This is a genomic window from Duganella sp. sic0402 (assembly GCF_019219065.1).
Classification (GTDB): Bacteria; Pseudomonadota; Gammaproteobacteria; order Burkholderiales; family Burkholderiaceae_D; genus Rugamonas.
Window position 1 is genome coordinate 42,967 of sequence record NZ_JAHUWK010000009.1, and the last position, 20,715, is coordinate 63,681.

A 20,715-nucleotide genomic window follows, 5' to 3' on the forward strand; every position below is an offset into this window, starting at 1 on the left:
GGCATGAAGCGGGATATCGGCATACTGCGCGCCCCCAACCGGCTCGATCACATGATCGACATCGTCCAGCAGCACGTGCTGGACGGGCAACGGGTGGCAACGGCGATCCCTTTCCTGTCGCTGCTGCGCTCCTCGCATCCGACACCGGTCAGCAAGGGCGTGCTCAAGCCCTCCTGCTGCGTGATCCTGCAAGGCCAGAAGCGCGTGCATCTGGCCGGCGAGATCCTCGATTACGGCCCCGGCGAATATCTGGTGGTGTCGGTGGACATGCCGGCCTCCGGTCACATCGTCAATGCCACGCCGGACAAACCTTATCTGCTACTGAACATCGAACTCGATCCGGCGGAGATTGCGGCGATTGTGCTGGAAGCGCAAATCGCCATCGACTCGGAGCAGCCGGTGCGCGGCGCCTTTGTCGGCAAGACGGATGACACCTTGCAGGAGAGCTTGTACCAGCTGGTGCGCCTGCTGCAAGCGCCAGCCGCAGAAGCATCTTTCCTGGCGGTGGGCCTGAAGCGCGAGATCATCTACCGCATGCTGAACGGACCTTACGGCCGCCAGCTATATCAGAACGTGGTGCTGGACCAGCAGGATCGCGGCATCAGCAAGGCCATCGCCTGGCTCAAGGATCATTATGACCAGGTGGTGCGCGTTGAAGACCTGGCGCAAGCCACCAATATGAGCGTCTCCAGCCTGCACCATCGCTTCAAGGCGGTGACCACGATGGGGCCGATGCAGTATCAGAAGCAGCTGCGCTTGCAGCAGGCGCGCACCTTGCTGCTGAACGGCGACCTCGACGCCGCCACCGCCGCCTACAAGGTCGGCTACGAAAGCGCCTCGCAGTTCAGCCGCGAATACCGCCGCCTGTTTGGTGCGCCACCTATGCAAGACATCAAAAAACTTCGGGCCACGCCATGAAATTCAATAAGAAACGCCTGCTGCCGTTCGGCGTATGCCTGTTTGCCTTCGCCATGGTGGCGCTGATGGCGGACAAGCAGTGGTCGGAGCAGCAGCAGCAGATCGACCTGATTACGGAATTCTATAAGGACCACCTGTCGCGGCCGGACCAGCGGCAGGCCAGCCAGGTAGCGCCGGGTGCCTTCTATTCGAAGGAGCTGGAGGCGCTGGTCGACGCCAACAACCAGCTGTGCTACGCGCTGTCGCGTGGCGACGACATCTGCGGCTACGGCGCCGACGGCGACGTTTTCCTCGACGCGCAGGAGGTGTCGCCCAGCCTGGACTTCGAGCGCGCCGGCTTCAAGGTGGAACGCGTCGGCGAGAACACGGTAGAGGCGACCTTCAACGTGTATCCCGACATGGGCGCAGCCTACGAGCGCCAGATCCGCTATTCGCTGGTGTTTGAAGAGGACAAAGGCTGGCGCGTCGACGACATGCAGTTCGCGCAAGGACGTTCGATGCGCGAGGAGCTACAGCAGGAAAACGAGGCCGTGCTGGCGCGCGCCCGTGACCTGGCGGACACCGCCGGCTGGGTGTTCAACTATCTGGGCAACGAGGACATGCTGGACCGCGCCGTGCGCTTCATCGACTTCCCGGTGCAGGTGTGCGACCAATACAGCGTTTGCGTTGCCATCAAGCGCGACGATCCGCGCCTGCTGCACGCACTGGACGTGCTGGCCGACCGCAACGCGGACCTGGCCACGCTGCCGAAGTCCGGCGACATCCAGGCCGCCGACGGCAAGGTAGTCGCCATCGGCGCGCTGGACTTCACCTTCCGCAATCGCGCATGGTGGGTGACCAGGATAGACCTGCGGCGCTAATCCGCATCAGGCTTTCTTCTGGCCGGCCACCCACTCCTTGATATGGGTTTCCAGCACATCCATCGGCAGCGCGCCTGCGCCCAGCACCTGGTCGTGGAAGGCGCGGATGTCGAAGCGTTCGCCCAGTTCCGTGCGGGCGTAGTCGCGCAGTTCGAGGATCTTCAGCTGGCCGATCTTGTAGCCCAGCGCCTGGCCGGGCCAGACGATGTAGCGGTCAGTCTCACTCTGCACGTCCACCTCCTCGATGCCCGAGTGGTCGTGGAAGAAGTCCACCACCTGCTGGCGGCTCCACTGCTTGTAATGCAGTCCCGTGTCCACCACCAGCCGGATCGCGCGCAGCATCTCATCCTGCAAATGGCCATAGTAGCTATAAGGATCCTTGAAGAAGCCCAGCTCCTCGCCCAGGCGTTCCGAGTACAGCGCCCAGCCCTCGGCATAGGCCGTGTAATTGCCCTGCTGGCGGAAGTCCGGCAGCCCTTGAATCTCCTGCGCGATGGTCAGCTGCATATGGTGGCCAGGCACGCCTTCGTGCAGCGCCGTGGTTTCGATGCTGATGGTGGACCGGTTGGCGAAATCACCGGTGTTGACCATCACCCGGCCAGGACGCTTGCCGTCCGGTGAACCCGGCATGTAAGCGGCTGCGGATGCGCCCTTCTCGCGGAACTGCTCCACCTGAGTGATTTCCACTTTCCCCTTCGGCAGCACGCCGAATTGCGCCGGCAGCTGGAGGTACATCTGATCGGTGTATTTCTGGTACAGATCGATGATCTCCTGGCGCGACTTGGGATGCAGTTCCGGCTTATCGGCCAGCGCCTTGTTGAAGGTCTTCAGATCGTTATAGCCCAGCTTCTTCGCCGTCTCCAGCATCTGCGCCTCGATGCGCGCCACTTCGGACAAGCCCAGCTGGTGGATCGCTTCCGGCGTCATCTCGGTGGTGGTCGACGACCTGGCCTTGAAGGTATAGCGCGCCGCGCCATCCGGCAGCGACCACATGCCCACATCCTTGCGGCCGTACGGCAGGTAGTGGGTCTTGGTGTAGACCGCCAGCTTCTTGTAGGCGGGCGCCACGTCGTTCTTCACCGCTGCCAGAATTTCCTTGCTCAGGCGCGCCTTGTCGGCGGCGGAAAACGCTTTCGGGAATTTCTTCAGCGGCTCTGCGTAAGGCGAATCGGCCGGCTTCATGGCCGCCACGTCCTCGCACTGCTTGACGATTTTCGGGATCAGGAATTGCGGCGGCATCAGCTTGTCGCGCACGCCGTTTGCCATCTGCACGCGGGTTTGCTCAAACAGCTTGGGCAAGGCGCGCAGACGCTTGATGTAGTCCTCGTAATCCTTGACGGTTTCAAACGACAGCGCCGAGATGATCATCGGCGTATCGATATGCACGCCGGAATTCTGCGCCAGCGGCATCTCCCAATCCTTGAAGCGCGCGCCATCGACATTCTGGCGCAGCTGGCGCAGCATCAGCTCGCGGTTCAGCTGTTCCTGCAGAGGGAAGCCGGTGGTGTCTACGGCTTCAAAGCGCTTCAGGAATTCGCCGCTGGCCTTGATGTCGGCTTCGATGCCGGCCTGCGAAAAGTCGGACCACTTGTCGTTGAAGCGCTTATCGCCAATCAGCGAAGCCCATTCCGGGCTGGTACGCATGGTGTAGTCCCACTGTTCTTTCAGCAGGCTATTAAGTGCGGCGCGGCGCGCTTCCAGGTCGGGAGCGGCGTTGTCGGCATGGGCCACGCCCAGGATCAGGGAAAACAACAGGGCGCTCGCGGCGCCGATATTTTTCATCGTTGTCATGTCGGCCTAAGGTAAAGAGGGTGAGCGTGCACTGTAGCGTCAACCCCAGGCGCGGGCACGGCAATTGTGACGAAATGAGCAAACACCGGCATGGAATGCAGAATCAGGCAACCATGCGGCAGGAATCCCACTGATGCGGCGGCGCGCAAATTCCTAGAATGGCCGCATCCACTTTCACTTCGGGAGCAGCCATGTACAGCATCGATCACATCTACATCAACGGCCAGTTCGTCACACCGCACGGCAACGAGATATTCGCCCTGGTCAATCCAAGCACCGGACAACTGGCCGGCCAGGTGCGCCTGGGCGACGCCGAAGACGCACGCCGCGCCATCGCCGCCGCCAAAGCCGCCTTCCCGGCTTTCTCGCGCACCAGCAAAGCTGAACGTGGCGGCATGCTGCAACGCTTGCACGATGCAGTGCTGGCGCGGGCCGACGATGCCGCCAGCGCGCTGGTGGAAGAATACGGCGGCCCGCTCAACACCAGCATCAGCCGCTCGCGCTACACGGCGAATATGTTCCTGGACGTAAAGCGCGTCATGGAGGAACACGCCTTCGTCAAGACCGTCAACAAATCCAAGGTCAAGCTGGAGCCGGTGGGCGTGGTCGGCATTATCACGCCGTGGAATTCCAGCGCCTGGTTCATCGCCAACAAGGTCGCCACCGCCATCGCCGCCGGCTGCACGGTGGTGGTCAAGCCCAGCGAATTAAGCGCGCGCCAGAACCAGATACTGGCCGAAGCCTTCCATGCGGCCGCGCTGCCGCCTGGCGTGGTCAACATCGTCAATGGCCGGGGTGATGTGGTGGGTGAGGAGTTCAGCACGCATCCGGACATCACCAAGATTTCCTTCACCGGCTCGACGCCGGTCGGCAAGCAGATCGCCCGCCTTGGCGTTGATACCATGAAGCGGGTGACGCTGGAGCTGGGCGGGAAAAGCGCCAATGTCATTCTTGATGACGCTGATTTCGCCAAGGCGATTCCGATGGCGATACAAGCCTGCTTCATGAACAATGGCCAGGCCTGCATCGCCGGCACGCGTTTGCTGGTGCCGGCGCATCGGCTGGAGGAAGTCAAGGCGCTGGCCAAGGCAGCGGCGGAAGCAGTGGTGGTTGGCGATCCCCACGATGCGGCGGTATCGCTCGGCCCCATCGTCACGCAAAAACAGTACGAGCGCGTGCAGCGCTATATCGCCATCGGCATTGAGGAGGGCGCGCAACTGCTGACCGGTGGCCTGGGCAAGCCGCACGGCCTGGATGCAGGCTACTTCGTCAAGCCGACCGTGTTTGCCGGGGTGACGCCCGCAATGACCATCGCCAAAGAAGAAATCTTCGGCCCGGTGCTATCTATCCTGACCTATGCAACGGAAGAAGAAGCAATCACCATCGCCAACGACACGCCCTACGGCCTGCAAGCCTACGTCAGCTCCAGCGACCTGGCACGCGCCAACCGCGTGGCGGACCGGCTGGTGGCGGGCCGGGTCCACATCAACGGCATCCATGATGACCTGATCGCGCCGTTTGGCGGCTTCAAACAATCCGGCATCGGCCGTGAATTCGGGCCTTACGGACTTGATGCCTATCTGGAGCCGAAAGCTATTTTGGGCGAGCGCGCGCAGTACCGTTAATACAGCATGAAGTCGTCGTTATGGTTGGGCAGCGAGCGCAGGGTGCGGCCCAACTTCGGCCACAGCAGGCAAAGCAGCAGAACAAGCACGAACAGCAAAAAAGTCTTCATGGCTAACTCCTTTTTCGCACATGTGTGCGAAATATGGTAAATAAAAAGCGCCGCGTGCCGCGGCGCCCGCTTACTCCAGATCGTTAAAGCTCTTGTAGGTCGAGATAAGGCGGCTGAAGGCGCGCTGCATATGCCGCTGGGCCTGTTCATCGCGCAGGAAACGGGTGTCGTGGATCAGCCCCACGATCAGGCTGTAGATTTCGTAGACCAGCTGTCCTGCGTCGGTATCCGGCCGCAGCTGGCCCAGCGCCATCGCCTGCAGGATGGTCTTGCGCAGCGAGGCGCGCCAGGCTTCAGCGCCTTGCTGCAAGCGGTCGCGCAGCGGGCCTTGCTGGTCATCAAATTCAAACGCGCCAGCGCTGTAAAGACAGGAATTGCGCATGCCCTCATCGGCGGCGCGGCGCGACCAGGCGTTGACCTGGGCGATCAGGCGCGGCAGGCCCTTGGGCTGTTGCAGCGAGGGTAGGAAGATTTCTGCGGCAAAGCGGCGGTCGTACTCGTCCAGCACCGCGTCCTGCAAGGCCTCCAGCGAGCCGACGCGCGAAAACACACCGCTCTTGCTGACGCCGGTGCGCTTGGCCAGCTCGCCCAGCGACAGCTTGCCGATGCCATCGGTGGCCGCCATGTCGAGGGCGGCTTCCAGAATGGCGGCGTAAGTGGCTTCGCTTTTGGCGGTCAAGGTGTCCATGGATGGAACTTTAGCACACCTGTGCGAAACCACAAGCAAAAAAAACGGCGCATAGTGCTATGCGCCGTTTTCGCTCCTCAAGTCTGGCCTGTATTTTTTATCGTGCCAAACGTTTCTCCAGGTCGGCTTTCACCGCCTTGAGTTCTTCTGGCAGGTGGTAAGCCAGCTTGGTGAACAGTTCCTCGTGCAGCTTCAGCTCTTCGCGCCATGCATCCTTGTCGATCGAGGTGATGGTTTCGAACTCTTCCGGCGAGAACGGAATGCCGTCCCATTTCAGGTCGCCAAAGCGCGGGGTGGTGCCGAAGATGTTCTCGATACCGCCGGCATCGCCTTCGATACGTTCCAGCATCCACTTCAGCACGCGCATATTGTCGCCGAAGCCAGGCCAGACGAAGTGGCCCTGCTCGTCGGTGCGGAACCAGTTGACGCAGAAGATTTTCGGCAGCGTGGCGCCGTCGATCTTGCCAACTTTCTCGCCCAGGTTCAGCCAGTGCTGGAAGTAGTCGCTCATGTTGTAGCCAATGAACGGCAGCATGGCGAATGGATCGCGGCGCACCACACCCATCTGGCCCGCTGCTGCTGCGGTGGTTTCCGAACCCATGGTGGCAGCCATATAGACGCCTTCCACCCAGTTGCGCGCTTCGGTCACCAGCGGCACAGTGGTCGAACGGCGACCGCCGAAGATGAAGGCCGAGATCGGCACACCGGCTGGATCATCCCAGGCCGGATCGATTACCGGATTCTGCGTGGCGGCCACGGTGAAGCGGGCATTCGGGTGCGCCGCCTTGCCGGTCGACTCCGGCGTCCAGTCCTTGCCCTGCCAGTCGATCAGGTGCTGCGGCGCCGGCTTGCTCAGACCTTCCCACCACACATCGCCGTCATCGGTCAGCGCGACGTTGGTGAAGATGGTGTTCTCGCGCAGCGAGGCCATGCAGTTGTAATTGGTTTTTTCGTTGGTGCCAGGAGCCACGCCGAAGTAGCCGGCTTCCGGATTGATCGCGTACAGGCGGCCGTCGGCGCCCGGCTTGATCCAGGCGATATCGTCGCCGATGGTGGTGATTTTCCAGCCGTTGAAGCTTTCCGGCGGAATCAGCATGGCGAAGTTGGTCTTGCCGCAAGCCGATGGGAAGGCCGCTGCCACATAGTGCTTCTTGCCTTCCGGCGATTCTACGCCCAGGATCAGCATGTGTTCAGCCAGCCAGCCGGTTTCGTTACCCTTGCCGCCTTGCGCTTCCTGGAAGCCCATATTGGAAGCGATGCGCAGCGCAAAGCACTTCTTGCCCAGCAGCGCATTACCGCCGTAGCCCGAACCGAAGGACCAGATTTCGCGCGTCTCAGGGTAGTGAACGATGTACTTGGTGCTGTTGCATGGCCATGCCACGTCTTTCTGGCCGGCTTTCAGCGGCGCGCCGACGGTGTGCACGCATGGCACGAACTCGCCATCGGTGCCCAGCACGTCGTAAACGGCCTTGCCCATACGGGTCATGATGCGCATATTCACTGCCACGTATGGCGAGTCCGACAGTTCCACGCCGATGTGGGCGATCGGCGAACCCAGCGGGCCCATCGAGAACGGCACCACATACATGGTGCGGCCGACCATGCAGCCGTCGAACAGCGGATGCAGCGTGGCGCGCATGTCGGCCGGGTCCATCCAGTTATTGGTCGGGCCGGCTTCTTCCTTGGTTTTCGAGCAGATGAAGGTGCGGTCTTCGACGCGCGCAACGTCGGTCGGATCCGAACAGGCCAGGTAGGAGTTAGGACGCTTTTCCTGGTTCAGCTTCTTCATGGTGCCGGCGGCAACCATTTCCGCGCACAGGCGGTCGTATTCTTCCTGCGAACCGTCGCACCAGTAGATGCGGTCCGGCTTGGTCAGGGCGGCGATTTCCGCCACCCAATTGATGAGCTTTTGCTGTTTGATGTAAGCTGGGGCGTTCAATGGTGCAACGCCACCCATCACGGGCTGATTCATGATACCTCCAATGCTAATAAAGAATTCGGCGGCGGCAGATCGTCGTCAGCTTATGGCTAGACGCTCAGAGGTCCATTCGAAATGGGTCGGCGTGCGTTACGGCGGTCGTGGCGCGGCCCGGATGTGGTCGCCGGGCCCTGTTTTAGTCGGCCGATTGTACACCCCTCAACAGGTGTTCCATACAAAAATGTAGGAGAATACTTGAGCAAAGTAGTAAGCTATTAAGCTTGTCGCCCAGACTGTTATTTCCCTACGAAATTTCTTGAAAGATCGTTTAACTTCCATGAAAATTGCTGTTCTCGATGATTACCAAAATGCAACTCAAAGCCTGAAATGCGTTGAGTTATTGGCTGGCCACGAAGTAAAAGTTTTCAATAGCACAACGCGAGGCCTCGGCCAATTGGCCATCCGGCTGGCGCCTTATGACGCGCTGGTGCTGATCCGCGAGCGCACCGCATTCAACCGTGCCTTGCTGTCCAAGCTGCCGAATCTGAAGCTGATTTCGCAAACCGGCAAGCTGGCCGGCCACGTCGATGTGGCTGCGGCGACCGAACTGGGCATTGCGATTGCCGAGGGTGTCGGCTCGCCGACCGCACCGTCCGAGCTGACCTGGGCGCTGATCATGGCGGCGGCGCGCAAAATCGTGCCGTACGCAAACAACCTCAAGGATGGCCTGTGGCAGACCGCCTCCATCAACCCGGAACTGAACGGACTGGGTTTCGTGCTCAAGGGCCGTACGCTGTGCATCTGGGGCTATGGCAAGATCGGCCAGACCGTGGCCGGCTACGGCCGCGCCTTCGGCATGAACGTGATGGTGTGGGGCAGCCAGGCCAGCCGCGACAAGGCACTGGCCGACGGCTATCAGGCGGCGCCTTCGCGCGAAGCTTTCTTCACGCAAGCCGACGTGCTGAGTCTGCACTTGCGCCTGAACGACGCCACCCGTGGCATCGTCGCCGCCGATGACCTGGCGCGCATGCGGCCGGACGCGTTGTTCGTCAACACCAGCCGCGCCGAGCTGGTGCAGCCGGATGCCTTGGAACAGGCGCTGCAAAAGGGACGGCCGGGCTATGCGGCGCTGGATGTATTCCCCTCGGAACCGCTGGCGGCCGATTCAGCGCTGCTGCGCATCCCGACCGTGCTGGCGACGCCGCACCTGGGCTACGTCGAGCGGGACAGCTACGAGCTGTACTTCCAGCATGCGTTCCAGAACGTGGTGAACTTTGCCAACGGCCAGCCGAGTAATATCAATAATCCAGACTACGCTCGTCAGGCACGCCAGTGAGATTGATGCGCGGTGCCGGCATCACATGCACCTTGCTCCACAGGCCGGCCCAGCCGGGCGGCCAGGTGATGTCCGGGCCGGCGTAGGGCGGCAGCGTGGCGCGCACCGGTATCACCGGCACCGGCGGCATCTCGGTCAGCGGGCCGCCATTGGGACGCTGCATGTCCAGGCTGTACATATAGCCTGGCAGCAAGGCGTCGCAGACGCTGGCGAACCAGGCGGTGTGATCCTCATCGCGGCCCAGCGCCTGCGCCAGTCCCTGCGGATCGAACCTGGCCAGCGCGTGGATCAGCTCCTCGGTGGTGGCGCCGGGCGTATCGCCCCAGCCCATCACCGGATTGCTGTTGTAATCGGCGCCGGAGCCATACCAGCCTTCGCGCCACGGGCGCTGCATCCAGTCGCGCTGGCCGGCGAACAAATGCCAGCGCCAGTGCAGGCCGGACGGCTTAGGCCAGGAATACAGGTAAAGCTTTTGATAGCCGGCCTGGTGCAGCGCGCGCACCAGCGCCATCAGCCGCGCGTGCGGCATGCGGTCGGGCGGGGCGCGGCGGAACAGAATCGCCTCGCCGTCGGCGAACTGCACCTCATCGGAGGACAGATTCAGATCGAGCGTGCGCGACTCGCTGCCGAAGCGGGCGGAGATCCAGCCGGTCAACAGATTGACCGTCGTGATCACGCCGTAGCCACGGTGGCGGTGGAAAATAACAGTGCCGGGAGCGAGCGCCTTCATAGTCTGCAAACGAACAAAGAAACCAGTGTAGACATAGTCCGGCCAAGTTTCCAGTCCGGCGTATAGGTTATGATGCGGATCTTTTAGATAGCTTGGATTTTTACCATGACCCTGCGCATCCTGGCCACCGGCGGCACTTTCGACAAACACTACAACGAACTCAACGGCACCCTGGGCTTCGCCGACAGCCATGTGCCGGACCTGCTGAAACGTTGCCGTCTGACCATCGATGTGGCGCTGGAGCAGCTGCCGCTGATGGATTCGCTGGACATGGTGGACGCCGACCGCGCGCGCATCCTGGCCTCATGCCAGGCGGCTACCGAAAAAGCCATCGTCATCATCCACGGCACCGACACCATGCCGCAGACGGCCCAAGTGCTGGGCCCGGCCAACCTGGGCAAAACCATCGTGCTGACCGGCGCCATGATTCCGTATTCGATCGCCAACTCCGACGCCATGTTCAACCTCGGCTTCGCCGCTGGCGTGGCGCAGACCCTGCCGCCGGGCGTCTACGTCGCCATGAACGGCAAAATCTTCGCCTGGGACAACGTCCAGAAAAACAAAGCGGCCGGCGTCTTCCAGCCGCTGTAACCCAATCCGGTTTTAGGCCTTGGCTTCGCCGCCGAGGGCTTCTACTACGTCGGCCATCAGCTTGGCCAGCTCGCCGGTCATCAGCATGAAGTCGCCGTCGAAGCGTTCGTCGTCGTTGCGCACGCCGGCGTCTTTTTCGTCCAGCACGTCCAGCGGTTTGATGCCCTTGATCGCCAGCGATTCGGTCAGCACGAAGGAGATCTTGCTGTCCCAGGTCATAGCCAGACGGGTGCACTGCTTGCCGGCAGCGATGTGGCGGCGCACTTCTTCCGGGTCCAGCGAGTGCTTGACATAGCGCACCGCAGCCTTGCTCTCGCCAGTGGCGCGCAGCTCGGTGTCCATGTCGACCGTGAAGCCGGCCGGCGCTTCGTCGGTTTGCAGCCACTCGGTCATCACGCCAACCGGCGAGCGCTGCACGCGCAGGCTTTCCAGCGGCATGCGGTCGACCGCCTTCAACAGCAGCTTGATCACTTCATCGGCCTTGGCAGGCGAAGCGGCGTCCACCACCAGCCAACCGTTGACCGGATCGATCCAGGTCCAGACATTGCCACGGATCGAGAAGGCGCGCGGCAGCAGTTCGTCGGCCACGCGTTCCTTCAGTTCCTTCATGGCTTTCTTGCCCGGTGCGAAACCCTGGGCTTCTTCCATTTCAGCAGCGCGCGCCTTGGCGACCTGGTTGATGACCGAATTCGGCAGCAGTTTTTTCTCGGTGCCCAGCAGGATCAGCATTTGCTTGTTGACCACGTGCACCAGACCGCCGTTCGGACGCGGCTTGTCCCAGCCCTGGCGCAGCAGCTCATTGCTGCTGGCCGGCGAGAATTCGTTACCCGCCAGCGCGGTTTCCAGTTGTTCGGGAGTGTAGGCCCAAGGGGCCGGCAGACGGTAAATCTGTAGATTCTTGAACCACATAAAGTTGACAGGCCTTGTTTCGGAAAATATTCAAAAGGAGCGCCATTTTACACGCTGCGCAACGCGCGGTCTCAGGCAAACAGATCACCTTGCACCGGTTGTCGCGCGCGCGCCATGGCGCCGGGCGGTTCGAGCGTGCTGGCGCGCACGCCCAGCAGGCGCAGCTTGCGTTGCAGCGGCACCCGTTTCAGACATTCGCGCGCCGCTTGCAGGATTGCGGCCGGCTCGGCCACCGGCTGCGGCAATGTCACGTTGCGGCTGACGATCTGAAAATCGTCATAGCGCAGTTTGATACTGATGGTGCGGCTGACGTAGCCCTTGCGCCGCAAATCCTCGGCCAGCCGCTCGCACAGCGTGGTCAGGATGCCGGACAGCGTGCCCCGGTCCTGGCGCGCGTGCAAGTCGCGCTCAAAGGTGGTTTCGCGGCTGATCGACTTGCTCTCGCGGCTGGTGGAAATTTCCCGCTCGTCGACACCGTGCGATGCCCGCGCCAGCCACGCCGCGTAATGCGCGCCAAAATAATCCTGCAACAGTCCCTGGTCCGCCTGCGCCAGTTGGCCGATGGTTTCGATGCCCAGCGCCGCCAGCTTGGCGGTGGCCTTGGGACCGATGCCGTTCACCTTGCGCACATTCAGCGGCCAGATGCGCGCCGGGATATCGTCAAAGCCCAGCACGGTCAGGCCGTCGGGCTTTTCCAGGTCGGAGCAGATTTTTGACAGCAGCTTGTTGGGCGTGATGCCGACCGAGCAGGTCAGCCCGGTGGCGTCGCGCACCGCCCGCTTGATGCGCGCGCCGAGTTCGCGCGTGTCGCCGTCGATATGGCTCAGGTCGGCAAAGATTTCATCGATGCCCCGGTCTTCGATGTCCGGCACGATGCTGGCCACCGCCTCCTTGAACAGCCGCGAGTAATGCCGGTAGGCGTCGAAATTGGCTGGCAGCAGGATGGCGTCTGGCGCCAGTTTGGCCGCCTTCATCATGCCCATCGCCGAACCGACGCCGAAGGCGCGCGCTTCATAGGTGGCTGTGGTAATCACGCCACGCCCGACATAATCACGCAAGCGCTTGAATACATAGGAACCATCGGCGCGCTGCTCGGGCGCATAGCCGCGCCCGCCAATCACCACCGGCTGCCCGCGCAGCTGCGGGTAGCTCAGCAGCTCGACCGATGCGAAAAAGGCATCCATGTCGATATGGGCAATGCGACGAGCGGTGTCAGCCATGGGCACGGCGGGATACTGTAAATAAACACAGTATCCATGGAAAGCCGCCATCGCGCAAGGTCCGGGTGTACACTGGCTGCATGAGCCTGCGTCTGACCACCATCTTGCTGGCATCGTGGCTGTCGCTTGCGGTTGCGCAAGCGACAGAACGCCAGCCCGCGTGCGCGCCGGTCACGGTCGGCGTCAGCGACCTGGGCTACTCATCCTATCTGGACGGCACCACCATCCGTGGCAGCAATGTCGATGTGCTGGAAGAGATCGAAAAGCGCAGCGGCTGTCCGCTGCATATCCGCTGGTATCCGCGCAGCCGCCTGTACGCGCAATTCTTCAGCAAGGAACTGGCGATGACCGGCGCCTCGCTGCGCACCGCCGAACGCGACCGCTACGGCACCTGGTTGCCCTACACCTATACCCATTTTGAGCTGGTGCTGCTGAACCAGCATGCCGGCAATTTCCGTAGCCTGGCCGAGTTCGTCGAGCGCAGCAATGCACGCCTGAACATCACCCGTGGTGTCTCCTACACGCCGGAAGCGCAGGCGCAGCTGGACCGGCTGCAACAGCAGGGGCGGCTGGAATACGTCAACGATTACGGCGTGGTGTTCCGCAAGATCCAGGCGGGACGCGCCGACGGCACGTTCGCGCCACCCACCATTCACCTGCTGAACCAGCGCCGCTTCGGCATGAGCGCCCGCATGCGCGCGGTCACGGTGACCGAATCGCCGCGCGCGATGGTGGGACTGTATGTGTCCAGGCAAGTACCGCCGGAAACAGTGCAGCGCTATGCGGACGCGCTGCGCTCGATCGTGCTCGACGGGACCATGCAGAGATTCTACGAACGCTACCTCGGCGCCGACATCGCCCAGCGGCTGTTCCACGACGGCACGCGCGACATCCTCGACGCGCTGCCGCCACCGCGCTAGCGCAGCCTGACCGCACTCACCACCAGCACCGCGCCGGCCAGCAGGCTGGCAGCAATCAGCGCCATGCCGGCGGCGGTACTATAGGTGGCGTCGCGGATCGCCCCCACCAGGTAGGGCGCGACAAAACCGGCCAGGTTGCCGATTGAGTTGATCATCGCAATCCCGGCCGCCGCCGCCGCGCCGCCCAGCATGGCGGTCGGCAGGCTCCAGAAAATCGGAAAAGTGCTGAGGATGCCCGCCGTGGCGACACTCAGCGCCGCCAGCGCGATCACGGTGTTATCGCTGTATAGCGTGGCCAGCAGCAGGCCCAGCGCGCCGGCCAGCGCCGCCACCGCGATATGCCAGCGACGCTCGCCGCTGCGGTCGGAATGGCGCGCCGCCAGCACCATGGTCACTGCCGCCACGCAATACGGCACCGCCGACAGCAGGCCGATATCGAACACATCGCTGACGCCGCTGTTTTTGATCAGCTGCGGCAGCCAGAAGCTGACGCCATACAAACCCATCACGCACAGGAAGTACACCAGCGCCAGCAGCCACACTTTACCGCTGCGGAAAACCTGCGCCAGCGGTAGGTGCTGATGCTGGCGTACATCGGCGGCGATGTCACGTTCCAGCAGCTGTTTGTCCGCCTCGCTGAGCCAGCGCGCGCTGCGGATGCCGTCATCCAGGTAGAACAAGGTCCATACGCCTATCGCCACCGACGGCAAGCCCTCCAGCAGGAACAGCCATTGCCAGCCATTCCACCCATACACGCCAGCGAAGCTCTTCATGATCCAGCCCGATAGCGGACCGCCGATCACGCCAGCCACCGCCACGCCGCTCATGAACAGCGCCACCATGCGCGCACGCCGCCGCGCCGGATACCAGTAGGTCAGGTACAGGATGATGCCGGGGAAGAAGCCAGCCTCGGCCACCCCCAGCAGGAAGCGCAGCACATAGAAACCAAGGGCGCCGTTGGTGAACATCAGCGCCGCCGAGATCAGCCCCCAGCTGATCATGATGCGGGCGATCCAGCGGCGCGCGCCGACACGCGTCATCAACAGATTCGATGGCACCTCGAAAATAAAGTAGCCGATGAAAAAGATCCCGGCGCCGGCGCCATACACGGCGTCGCTGAACTGCAAGTCGGCCTGCATCTGCAATTTGGCGAAGCCGACATTGACCCGGTCCAGGTAGGCCGCCACAAAGCACAGGAACAGGAAAGGCATCAGCCGCCAGCTGACGCGTTTGTACAAGTTATCAAGGTTATCAGTCATGGTTGGAAAACAATTTTCTAAATAATTTACAAAACCTCTTGCGGAACTGAATCCGCCTCCTATAGAATACGGCCTCGTTCAGCAGTTGTGACAAACGCTGATAAGTTTTCTGGGTGCTTAGCTCAGTTGGTAGAGCGGCGCCCTTACAAGGCGTAGGTCGGGAGTTCGAGCCTCTCAGCACCCACCAGTAAAACTTATGCAGAACGAATTGGAGCGGTAGTTCAGTTGGTTAGAATACCGGCCTGTCACGCCGGGGGTCGCGGGTTCGAGCCCCGTCCGCTCCGCCAATATTCCGAAGAAGGCCCGATGTTCGCATCGGGCCTTTTTCATTTCCGCCTCAGTATTTTCATATATGCTGCCTGGCAATGAAAACCTCCTATCAACGCTTTCGGCTCCGGCTGGCGCAGCACGCGCTGCTGCAATTTGCCACCAGCCTGCAAAGTTCGTTTGAATACATACTGCTGGCCTTTGCGCCGGTGATACTGGGATTGCTCGCCTGTATCGCCTTGCCGGGACTGCTCGCCGCCACCCAGCCATGGCCGGAAGCGCTGGGATTGTTTGCCGGCCAGACCATACTGGCCAGCGCGCCGGTATGGCTGCTGCGCAAGCGCTTGCACCCGGCAGCGGTGCTGTTATGGACCAGGCCCTTGCCTGTGCCAGCGCGCGACCGCTGGCTGGCCGACGCGGCTGTCGCCGGCATGATCGTCGGCCCGCTCAGCCTGGCCTATTCCGTCTCCACCGCCATCTGGCTATATCAATGGCCGGACTGGCTGAGACCGGTTGCGCCACAGGCGCTGCTGCTGACGCTCGCGTTGCTGGCCTGGCTGCTGTCTACCCTGACGCTGGCGCGGCGCTCGCGCATTCCCGCAGCGCGCAAGCCCGGCCGCAGCCGTCCCGCGCCCACCGTCTATCTGCCGTCACCGCGCGCGCCGGCCGCCGATGCGCCGCAAATCCGCCGGCTGGCATATTTCTGGCGACAGCTGTTCTGGCTGCCCTTCTGGCGCGCTGAAAACCCGGTTGGCGTCCAGCAAAGCTTGCTGCTGGCCGGCGCGCTATTCAGCATTGCCGTCTGGCTGTGGCGTCCGCCGATGATCCCGCCAGCGCTATGGGCCGCCTGCGCCGCGCTGCTGACCATGCTGCTGACGGATCGCGGCGACAAGGCAGTGGCCGAGCAAATCAGCCTGCTGCGGCCCATCGCCGCCAGTTGGCCGCTGAACGCCGCCACGCTGTACCGCCTGGCCATGCTGTTCACGCTGTTGCCCGCCGCCTGTGTGGTGGGCTGGTTCGCGCTGCTGACGCTGGGTCGCGACGCGCCAGGCTACAGCCACACCGTGGCCCTGGTCTGGCTGTGCTTTGTGGCGCTGGCCCAGATAGCGCTGATTACGCTGCGCCAGCTCAGCACGCGCGGCCGCGTCGGTTTGATTATCGGCGCCATCATTATCCTGACTGCCATCGGAAGCGAATTATGGAATTAAGAATCGACCAGCTCGACTTTGAATACGCCAGCCGCCCGCTGTTCCGGCAATACAGCCTGACGCTGGGCGCCGGCGTCACCTGGCTGCGTGGCGACAACGGCGCCGGCAAAACCACACTGCTGAAACTGGCTGGCGGCGCGCTGACGCCGCATGCCGGCCACATCTGGCTGGACGACATCGAAGTCCACGCCCAGCCGCTGGCCTACCGTCTGCACTGCTACTACTGCGGCGGCGATACGCCGCAACTGCCGTGGCTGACCGTGCGCGAAGTGCTGGACATGCATATGTCGCTGTACACCGGCGCCGAGGTGGATGCGCTCAACCGCGAGCTGGCCGCCTTTCACCTGACACCAGCGCTGGACCAGCCGGTGACCACGCTATCGCTGGGCCAGCACAAGAAGATGCAGCTGGCGCTGGCCCTGTCGCTGCCGGTGCGCCTGCTGCTGATTGACGAGCCTTTCAACGGACTCGATGTGGATGCGGTCGCCTACCTGCGCCAGCAGCTGTCCGCACCGGCGCGGCTGGCGCGCCAGGTGATCCTGCTGACCAGCCATCTCGATCCGCAACTACCGCTGACAGGCAGCGTGCAACTTTAGGCCGCCACGCTGCGCAGCGCGGCGCTCAGCCGGTCGACCTCGGCTTCCATGGTGAAGATCGATGGCGTCGCACGCACACAGGCGCCAGCCGCCAATCCATCGCGTTCGACGGTGAACACACCATGCTCCTTTAACAGCCGGCGCGCCAGCACGACGTTATCCGCCATCGCGCCACGGCCACGCAGGCGGAACGAGGCAATCGCGCTGCTCAGGCGCGGATCGTCCGACGCCAGCAGTTCCAGCCTGGGCAGATCGCGCACCGCGTCCAGCCAGCGCTTGCGCAGCCGTGCCAGCCGCGCCTGCTTGTACGCCACGCCTATCTGTTCGTGCAGGTCCAGCGCCAGCGGCAAGGCCAGGTAAGCGGCAAAGTTGATGGTGCCGGTGTGCACCCGCGTGCGGATATCGCCGCGATCTTTCTCGCCCATGTAGGGATCGATGTCCTGCACCCGGCCACGGCGGATGTAGATCGCGCCCACGCCTATCGGTGCACCGATCCACTTGTGCAGATTGATGCCGGCAAAGTCAGCCTGCAAATCGGGGATGCGCATATCCAGCTGGCCAAAACCGTGCGCGGTATCGACAATGGCGTCTATGCCGCGCTCGCGCGCCATGCGGCTGATCTCGGCCACCGGCAGCACCATGCCATTGCGGTGGTTGACGTGCGTTAGCAGCATCATCTTCAGCTTCGGATAGCGCGCCATCGCCTGCGCATAGCAATCGATCACGGCTTGATAAGTGGCCGGCTCCGGCATCGCAATCGATACCACTTCAACACCGCGCCGCTGCTTCAGCCAGTGCAGCGTGGTGATCATATTGTCGTAGTCGATGTCGGCGCACAGCACCACATCGCCCGGCTTCAGCTGGTTATAGCCGCTGATCAGGATTTGCAATGCTTCGGTGGCGCCGCGCGTGAACACGATCTCGTCTTCCGCCACGCCCAGCGACTGCGCGGCGCGGCGGCGGGCCGCATGGTAGGCGGGCGGAAACGTCGTGCGGCCGTAGTAAGAGTTGCCGCGATTGACCTCGGCCACATGCCGCTCATACGCCGCCAGCACCGGGCGCGACATCGAGCCCCAGAAGGCGTTGTCCAGCATGGTGACTTCATTGGTGATGTCGTATTGCGCGGCGATTTGCCGCCAGTATGATTCGTCCGCCGCGACTTCCTGCGGCGTGCCAGCCGGACGTGCCGGCATGGCCGGCAGCGTGGACGCGGACGCTGCCAGCGCCACCGAAGGCGCCAGCGGCAGCAGCGCGCCGGCCTTCAGCCAGGTGCGGCGTTGCGGATCCGCTGCGCTCAAAACTTCACCGTATATTCGAGATACAGGTTGCGGCCGTCGGTGTCGTAAGGCGCGTTGCGCGAGTAGATCAGGCCGCGGCTGGCCTGGAACACCGCTTCATCCGGATACTTGTTGAGTACATTGTCGACGCCAAAGCGCAGCGACTGCTTCTCGCCCAGCTTGACGCTGGCGGCCAGATCGAGGAAACGCATCGCGCCAAAGCGCTGGAAAATATCGCCGGTGGCGTTGCCGGTGCTGTCGGTCCAGCCGCCGTAGTAACGCACGCGCGCCAGTGCATTCCACGCACCCTGGTCGTAAGCGGCGCTGAAGGTGGCCTTCTGACGCGGCAGGCGCTCTTCAAACACCACCCGCTGGCTCTCGTTGGTGACGATGCTGGACTTGCCGCCATCGATCTTGGTTTCGTTGTGGTTGTAGGCAGCCGTCAGATTCAGCTTGCCGGCGCCGAGACGGCTCAGGTAGCTGCCGACCACATCAACGCCCTTGGTGGTGGTGTCGAAGTCATTGGTGAAGTAAGTCACCGAGGTATAGCGCAGCGGGTTAGGCATACCAGCCGGCACCGCGAACGAGGCCGAGGTGCTGAAACGGTCGCTTAGCTTGATCTGGTACATATCGACCGAACCAGAGAAGCCTGCGCTGCTCTTCCAGGTCAGGCCCAGCGACAGGTTCTTGGATTTTTCCGGTTGCAGCGGCTTGGCGCCCAGCGCCACCGCCAGCGGGTCCTTGTTGGCCAGGCGGCCGGTGGTGAACACCAGCAGCGTCTTGGTATCCAGGCCCTGGCTGGTGCTATTGGTGTTCAGCTGGCCCGGCGTTGGTGCGCGGAAGCCGGTCGAATAGGAACCGCGCAGCGCGAAGTCCGGCGTTACTTCAAAACGTGCCGACAGCTTGCCGTTGACGGTGTTGCCGAACTCGGAGAAATCTTCATAGCGTACTGCCGCGCCGATCGATGCCTGCTTGCTCAGCGGGACTTCGATGTCGGCATAAGCGGCATAGCTATCCTGATCCCACTTGCCAGCCTGGATATCGCTGAAGCCCGGCGCGCCGTTGGAATTGGCGTCCAGGCCGGCCGAAGCGCCCGGACCGACCGCGTAGGAAGCCGGATCGCCGGCCTTCACTGCGTAGCTCTCGTTACGGTATTCCGCGCCAAAAGCGACGTTAATCGGCTGCGACAGTCCGGCCACATTCCACGCGTAGCTGAAGTTGGCGTTGACCAGTTTCTCTTCCTGGGTCAGACGGCCCAGGTTGAAGAAAGTCGGGCTGTTCGGGCCCAGCGAGGCGTTGATCGAATTGTGCAGGCCATAGTCGATGGCGTTGCGGCCATAGGAGGCGCTGACATCCCAGCTCAGCGCATCATTGAACTGGCCGCGTAAGCCAGCCATCAGCTGCATGTCATTCTGCTTGTTGGTGTACTGCGGGCTGAAGCCGAGCGGGAATACGCTACGCACATCCCAGCCGGGGAACACGGTGGTCAGCTTGTAGACCGAGGTACTGGTGTCTGGATTACGCCAGTTGAAGTCCGAGGTGCCGTCGCTATGCGCGAACAGGCCGTAGCTGTAGGCCACCGTGTCGCCACCCAGATCCCAGTTGGCGTTGAAGCCGGCGCGCTGGCTTTCCAGGTCCGGCTGGCCCCAGCGCTGTACCGGGTTCGGCACTTTCAATTCAGGGTGTGCTGCCTGGAAGGCGATCGCGTCAGGACGCTGGCGGGTGCGCGAGGTCGGATCGGACTGTGCCGCTTCGGCAAACAGCGTGACGCGGGCATTCTCGCCCAGCATGAAGCCGTATTTGGCGCGCAGCTCGTTGGCCTTGCCGTCGCCTTCGCTGTACTGGCCGTGCTGGGCGCTGATCTCTCCGCCCAGGCTGTCATCCAGAATGATGTTGATGACGCCGGCAATGGCGTCCGAACCATACTGCGCCGAAGCGCCGTCGCGCAGCACTTCGATGCGCTTGATGGCGCTGGTCGGAATCTGCGCCAGGTCGGGCGCCTGGGCACCGCGCGCGCCGAGCAGCGCACTGCGGTGGAAGCGGCGGCCGTTGACCAGCACCAGCGTCTGGTCCGGCGACAGGCCACGCAGCGTGGCTGGGCGCACAAATACCTGGCCGTCGGCCATCGGCAAACGCTGCACCACATACGATGGCACCAGCTGCGCCAGCACATCATTCAGGTCGGACGATTCGACCGCGCCGATTTCTTCGCGGGTGAACACGTCCACCGGCGCCAGCGTGTCGAACTGGGTGCGGTTGCTGGCGCGGGTGCCGGTGACGATCACCGATTGCTGCGCGTCGGCGCTGACCGCTGCGGCGGCGCTGGTATTTTGGGCGTGGGCGATGCTCAGCGCCTGGCAGGCGCACAGCAGCGCGGCTGCGCTGGCGATTTGGCTACGTTTCATATTCGCTACTCGTGTGGTTGTGGTGGAAGTGGCGAGCGGTAGCTTACTGGCGCAGTATTTCATGGGTATGACTTTGCAAGTTACTAA

17 protein-coding genes and 2 tRNA genes are annotated in these 20,715 nt (G+C 62.7%); 10 read left to right on the forward strand and 9 right to left on the reverse strand.

The features are described 5' to 3' along the window. The first annotated feature begins 3 nt into the window (after positions 1 to 3). A complete protein-coding gene (locus KW842_RS20035; RefSeq protein WP_218305890.1) occupies positions 4 to 918 on the forward strand; it encodes an AraC family transcriptional regulator in 915 nt (304 codons plus the stop codon). Continuing rightward, positions 915 to 1,778: a hypothetical protein gene (locus KW842_RS20040; protein WP_218305891.1), complete on the forward strand. Its 864-nt coding sequence runs from the start codon at positions 915 to 917 to the stop codon at positions 1,776 to 1,778. The genes KW842_RS20035 and KW842_RS20040 overlap by 4 nt, the downstream gene beginning before the upstream one ends. A gap of 6 nt (positions 1,779 to 1,784) precedes the next feature. On the opposite strand, the gene KW842_RS20045 is transcribed toward KW842_RS20040, so the two are convergent. Then, positions 1,785 to 3,569, reverse strand: a complete 1,785-nt coding sequence (locus KW842_RS20045) for a DUF885 family protein (RefSeq protein WP_218305892.1) — start codon at positions 3,567 to 3,569, stop codon at positions 1,785 to 1,787. 191 nt (positions 3,570 to 3,760) lie between these two features. Here KW842_RS20045 and KW842_RS20050 point away from each other — a divergent pair, with 191 nt between their 5' ends. Then, complete coding sequence (locus KW842_RS20050) at positions 3,761 to 5,194, forward strand: aldehyde dehydrogenase family protein (protein ID WP_218305893.1); 1,434 nt, start codon at positions 3,761 to 3,763, stop codon at positions 5,192 to 5,194. A gap of 180 nt (positions 5,195 to 5,374) precedes the next feature. Here KW842_RS20050 and KW842_RS20055 read toward each other — a convergent pair whose 3' ends face one another. Together KW842_RS20055 and KW842_RS20060 are read right to left on the reverse strand one after the other, a co-directional pair. Further along, entirely contained in the window at positions 5,375 to 5,992 is a 618-nt protein-coding gene (locus KW842_RS20055; RefSeq protein ID WP_218305894.1) for a TetR/AcrR family transcriptional regulator, read from the reverse strand. A 97-nt stretch (positions 5,993 to 6,089) separates the two neighbouring features. Beyond that, positions 6,090 to 7,964 carry a phosphoenolpyruvate carboxykinase (GTP) gene (locus tag KW842_RS20060; RefSeq protein WP_218305895.1) on the reverse strand — a complete coding sequence of 625 codons (1,875 nt, stop codon included), beginning with the start codon at positions 7,962 to 7,964 and terminating at the stop codon, positions 6,090 to 6,092. A gap of 283 nt (positions 7,965 to 8,247) precedes the next feature. On the opposite strand from KW842_RS20060, the gene KW842_RS20065 reads away from it, so the two are divergent. Further along, on the forward strand, positions 8,248 to 9,246 hold the full coding sequence (locus KW842_RS20065) for a D-2-hydroxyacid dehydrogenase family protein (protein WP_218305896.1): 999 nt from the start codon (positions 8,248 to 8,250) through the stop codon (positions 9,244 to 9,246). Here KW842_RS20065 and KW842_RS20070 read toward each other — a convergent pair. Further along, positions 9,209 to 9,976, reverse strand: coding sequence for an L-asparaginase (locus tag KW842_RS20070; protein ID WP_218305897.1), 768 nt, complete (start codon positions 9,974 to 9,976; stop codon positions 9,209 to 9,211). The genes KW842_RS20065 and KW842_RS20070 overlap by 38 nt on opposite strands. Before the next feature lie 105 nt (positions 9,977 to 10,081). On the opposite strand from KW842_RS20070, the gene KW842_RS20075 reads away from it, so the two are divergent. Further along, positions 10,082 to 10,567 carry an asparaginase domain-containing protein gene (locus KW842_RS20075; RefSeq protein ID WP_218305898.1) on the forward strand — a complete coding sequence of 162 codons (486 nt, stop codon included), beginning with the start codon at positions 10,082 to 10,084 and terminating at the stop codon, positions 10,565 to 10,567. A gap of 12 nt (positions 10,568 to 10,579) precedes the next feature. On the opposite strand, the gene KW842_RS20080 is transcribed toward KW842_RS20075, so the two are convergent. Both KW842_RS20080 and dinB read right to left on the reverse strand, forming a co-directional pair. Then, a complete protein-coding gene (locus KW842_RS20080) occupies positions 10,580 to 11,476 on the reverse strand; it encodes a recombination-associated protein RdgC (protein WP_218305899.1) in 897 nt (298 codons plus the stop codon). A 71-nt stretch (positions 11,477 to 11,547) separates the two neighbouring features. Further along, positions 11,548 to 12,696, reverse strand: a complete 1,149-nt coding sequence (gene dinB, locus KW842_RS20085; protein ID WP_218305900.1) for a DNA polymerase IV — start codon at positions 12,694 to 12,696, stop codon at positions 11,548 to 11,550. 80 nt (positions 12,697 to 12,776) lie between these two features. Between dinB and KW842_RS20090 the strand changes: the two genes are divergently transcribed. After that, a complete protein-coding gene (locus tag KW842_RS20090; protein ID WP_218305901.1) occupies positions 12,777 to 13,616 on the forward strand; it encodes an ABC transporter substrate-binding protein in 840 nt (279 codons plus the stop codon). Here the strand turns inward: KW842_RS20090 and KW842_RS20095 are convergent. Beyond that, the gene (locus tag KW842_RS20095; protein WP_218305902.1) at positions 13,613 to 14,875 is read right to left on the reverse strand and encodes an MFS transporter; all 1,263 of its coding nucleotides are present in this window, start codon (positions 14,873 to 14,875) and stop codon (positions 13,613 to 13,615) included. The genes KW842_RS20090 and KW842_RS20095 overlap by 4 nt on opposite strands. 111 nt (positions 14,876 to 14,986) lie before the next feature. Between KW842_RS20095 and KW842_RS20100 the strand changes: the two genes are divergently transcribed. From KW842_RS20100 to KW842_RS20115, 4 genes are all read left to right on the forward strand, one after another. Further along, a tRNA-Val gene (locus KW842_RS20100) sits at positions 14,987 to 15,062 on the forward strand. A 23-nt stretch (positions 15,063 to 15,085) separates the two neighbouring features. Beyond that, positions 15,086 to 15,162, forward strand: a tRNA-Asp gene (locus KW842_RS20105). Between the two features lie 78 nt (positions 15,163 to 15,240). Then, positions 15,241 to 16,350 (forward strand): hypothetical protein, encoded by a 1,110-nt coding sequence (locus tag KW842_RS20110; protein ID WP_218305903.1) that lies wholly within the window; start codon positions 15,241 to 15,243, stop codon positions 16,348 to 16,350. Next, a complete protein-coding gene (locus KW842_RS20115) occupies positions 16,341 to 16,946 on the forward strand; it encodes an ATP-binding cassette domain-containing protein (RefSeq protein WP_218305904.1) in 606 nt (201 codons plus the stop codon). The genes KW842_RS20110 and KW842_RS20115 overlap by 10 nt, the downstream gene beginning before the upstream one ends. On the opposite strand, the gene KW842_RS20120 is transcribed toward KW842_RS20115, so the two are convergent. Both KW842_RS20120 and KW842_RS20125 read right to left on the reverse strand, forming a co-directional pair. After that, positions 16,943 to 18,244 carry an aminotransferase class V-fold PLP-dependent enzyme gene (locus KW842_RS20120; protein WP_218305905.1) on the reverse strand — a complete coding sequence of 434 codons (1,302 nt, stop codon included), beginning with the start codon at positions 18,242 to 18,244 and terminating at the stop codon, positions 16,943 to 16,945. The genes KW842_RS20115 and KW842_RS20120 overlap by 4 nt on opposite strands. Beyond that, the gene (locus KW842_RS20125) at positions 18,241 to 20,628 is read right to left on the reverse strand and encodes a TonB-dependent siderophore receptor (RefSeq protein ID WP_218305906.1); all 2,388 of its coding nucleotides are present in this window, start codon (positions 20,626 to 20,628) and stop codon (positions 18,241 to 18,243) included. Before KW842_RS20125 ends, KW842_RS20120 begins: the two co-directional genes overlap by 4 nt. Between the last annotated feature and the right edge of the window lie 87 nt (positions 20,629 to 20,715).

Bases quoted from the DNA above. Each gene is read 5' to 3' on its own strand.
- KW842_RS20095 (WP_218305902.1), bottom strand. From the start codon at position 14,875: ATGACTGATAACCTTGATAACTTGTACAAACGCGTCAGCTGGCGGCTG.
- KW842_RS20110 (WP_218305903.1), top strand. From the start codon at position 15,241: ATGAAAACCTCCTATCAACGCTTTCGGCTCCGGCTGGCGCAGCACGCG.
- KW842_RS20125 (WP_218305906.1), bottom strand. From the start codon at position 20,628: ATGAAACGTAGCCAAATCGCCAGCGCAGCCGCGCTGCTGTGCGCCTGC.
- KW842_RS20065 (WP_218305896.1), top strand. From the start codon at position 8,248: ATGAAAATTGCTGTTCTCGATGATTACCAAAATGCAACTCAAAGCCTG.
- dinB (WP_218305900.1), bottom strand. From the start codon at position 12,696: ATGGCTGACACCGCTCGTCGCATTGCCCATATCGACATGGATGCCTTT.
- KW842_RS20040 (WP_218305891.1), top strand. From the start codon at position 915: ATGAAATTCAATAAGAAACGCCTGCTGCCGTTCGGCGTATGCCTGTTT.
- KW842_RS20115 (WP_218305904.1), top strand. From the start codon at position 16,341: ATGGAATTAAGAATCGACCAGCTCGACTTTGAATACGCCAGCCGCCCG.
- KW842_RS20050 (WP_218305893.1), top strand. From the start codon at position 3,761: ATGTACAGCATCGATCACATCTACATCAACGGCCAGTTCGTCACACCG.
- KW842_RS20055 (WP_218305894.1), bottom strand. From the start codon at position 5,992: ATGGACACCTTGACCGCCAAAAGCGAAGCCACTTACGCCGCCATTCTG.
- KW842_RS20035 (WP_218305890.1), top strand. From the start codon at position 4: ATGAAGCGGGATATCGGCATACTGCGCGCCCCCAACCGGCTCGATCAC.
- KW842_RS20080 (WP_218305899.1), bottom strand. From the start codon at position 11,476: ATGTGGTTCAAGAATCTACAGATTTACCGTCTGCCGGCCCCTTGGGCC.
- KW842_RS20090 (WP_218305901.1), top strand. From the start codon at position 12,777: ATGAGCCTGCGTCTGACCACCATCTTGCTGGCATCGTGGCTGTCGCTT.
- KW842_RS20075 (WP_218305898.1), top strand. From the start codon at position 10,082: ATGACCCTGCGCATCCTGGCCACCGGCGGCACTTTCGACAAACACTAC.
- KW842_RS20070 (WP_218305897.1), bottom strand. From the start codon at position 9,976: ATGAAGGCGCTCGCTCCCGGCACTGTTATTTTCCACCGCCACCGTGGC.
- KW842_RS20045 (WP_218305892.1), bottom strand. From the start codon at position 3,569: ATGACAACGATGAAAAATATCGGCGCCGCGAGCGCCCTGTTGTTTTCC.
- KW842_RS20060 (WP_218305895.1), bottom strand. From the start codon at position 7,964: ATGAATCAGCCCGTGATGGGTGGCGTTGCACCATTGAACGCCCCAGCT.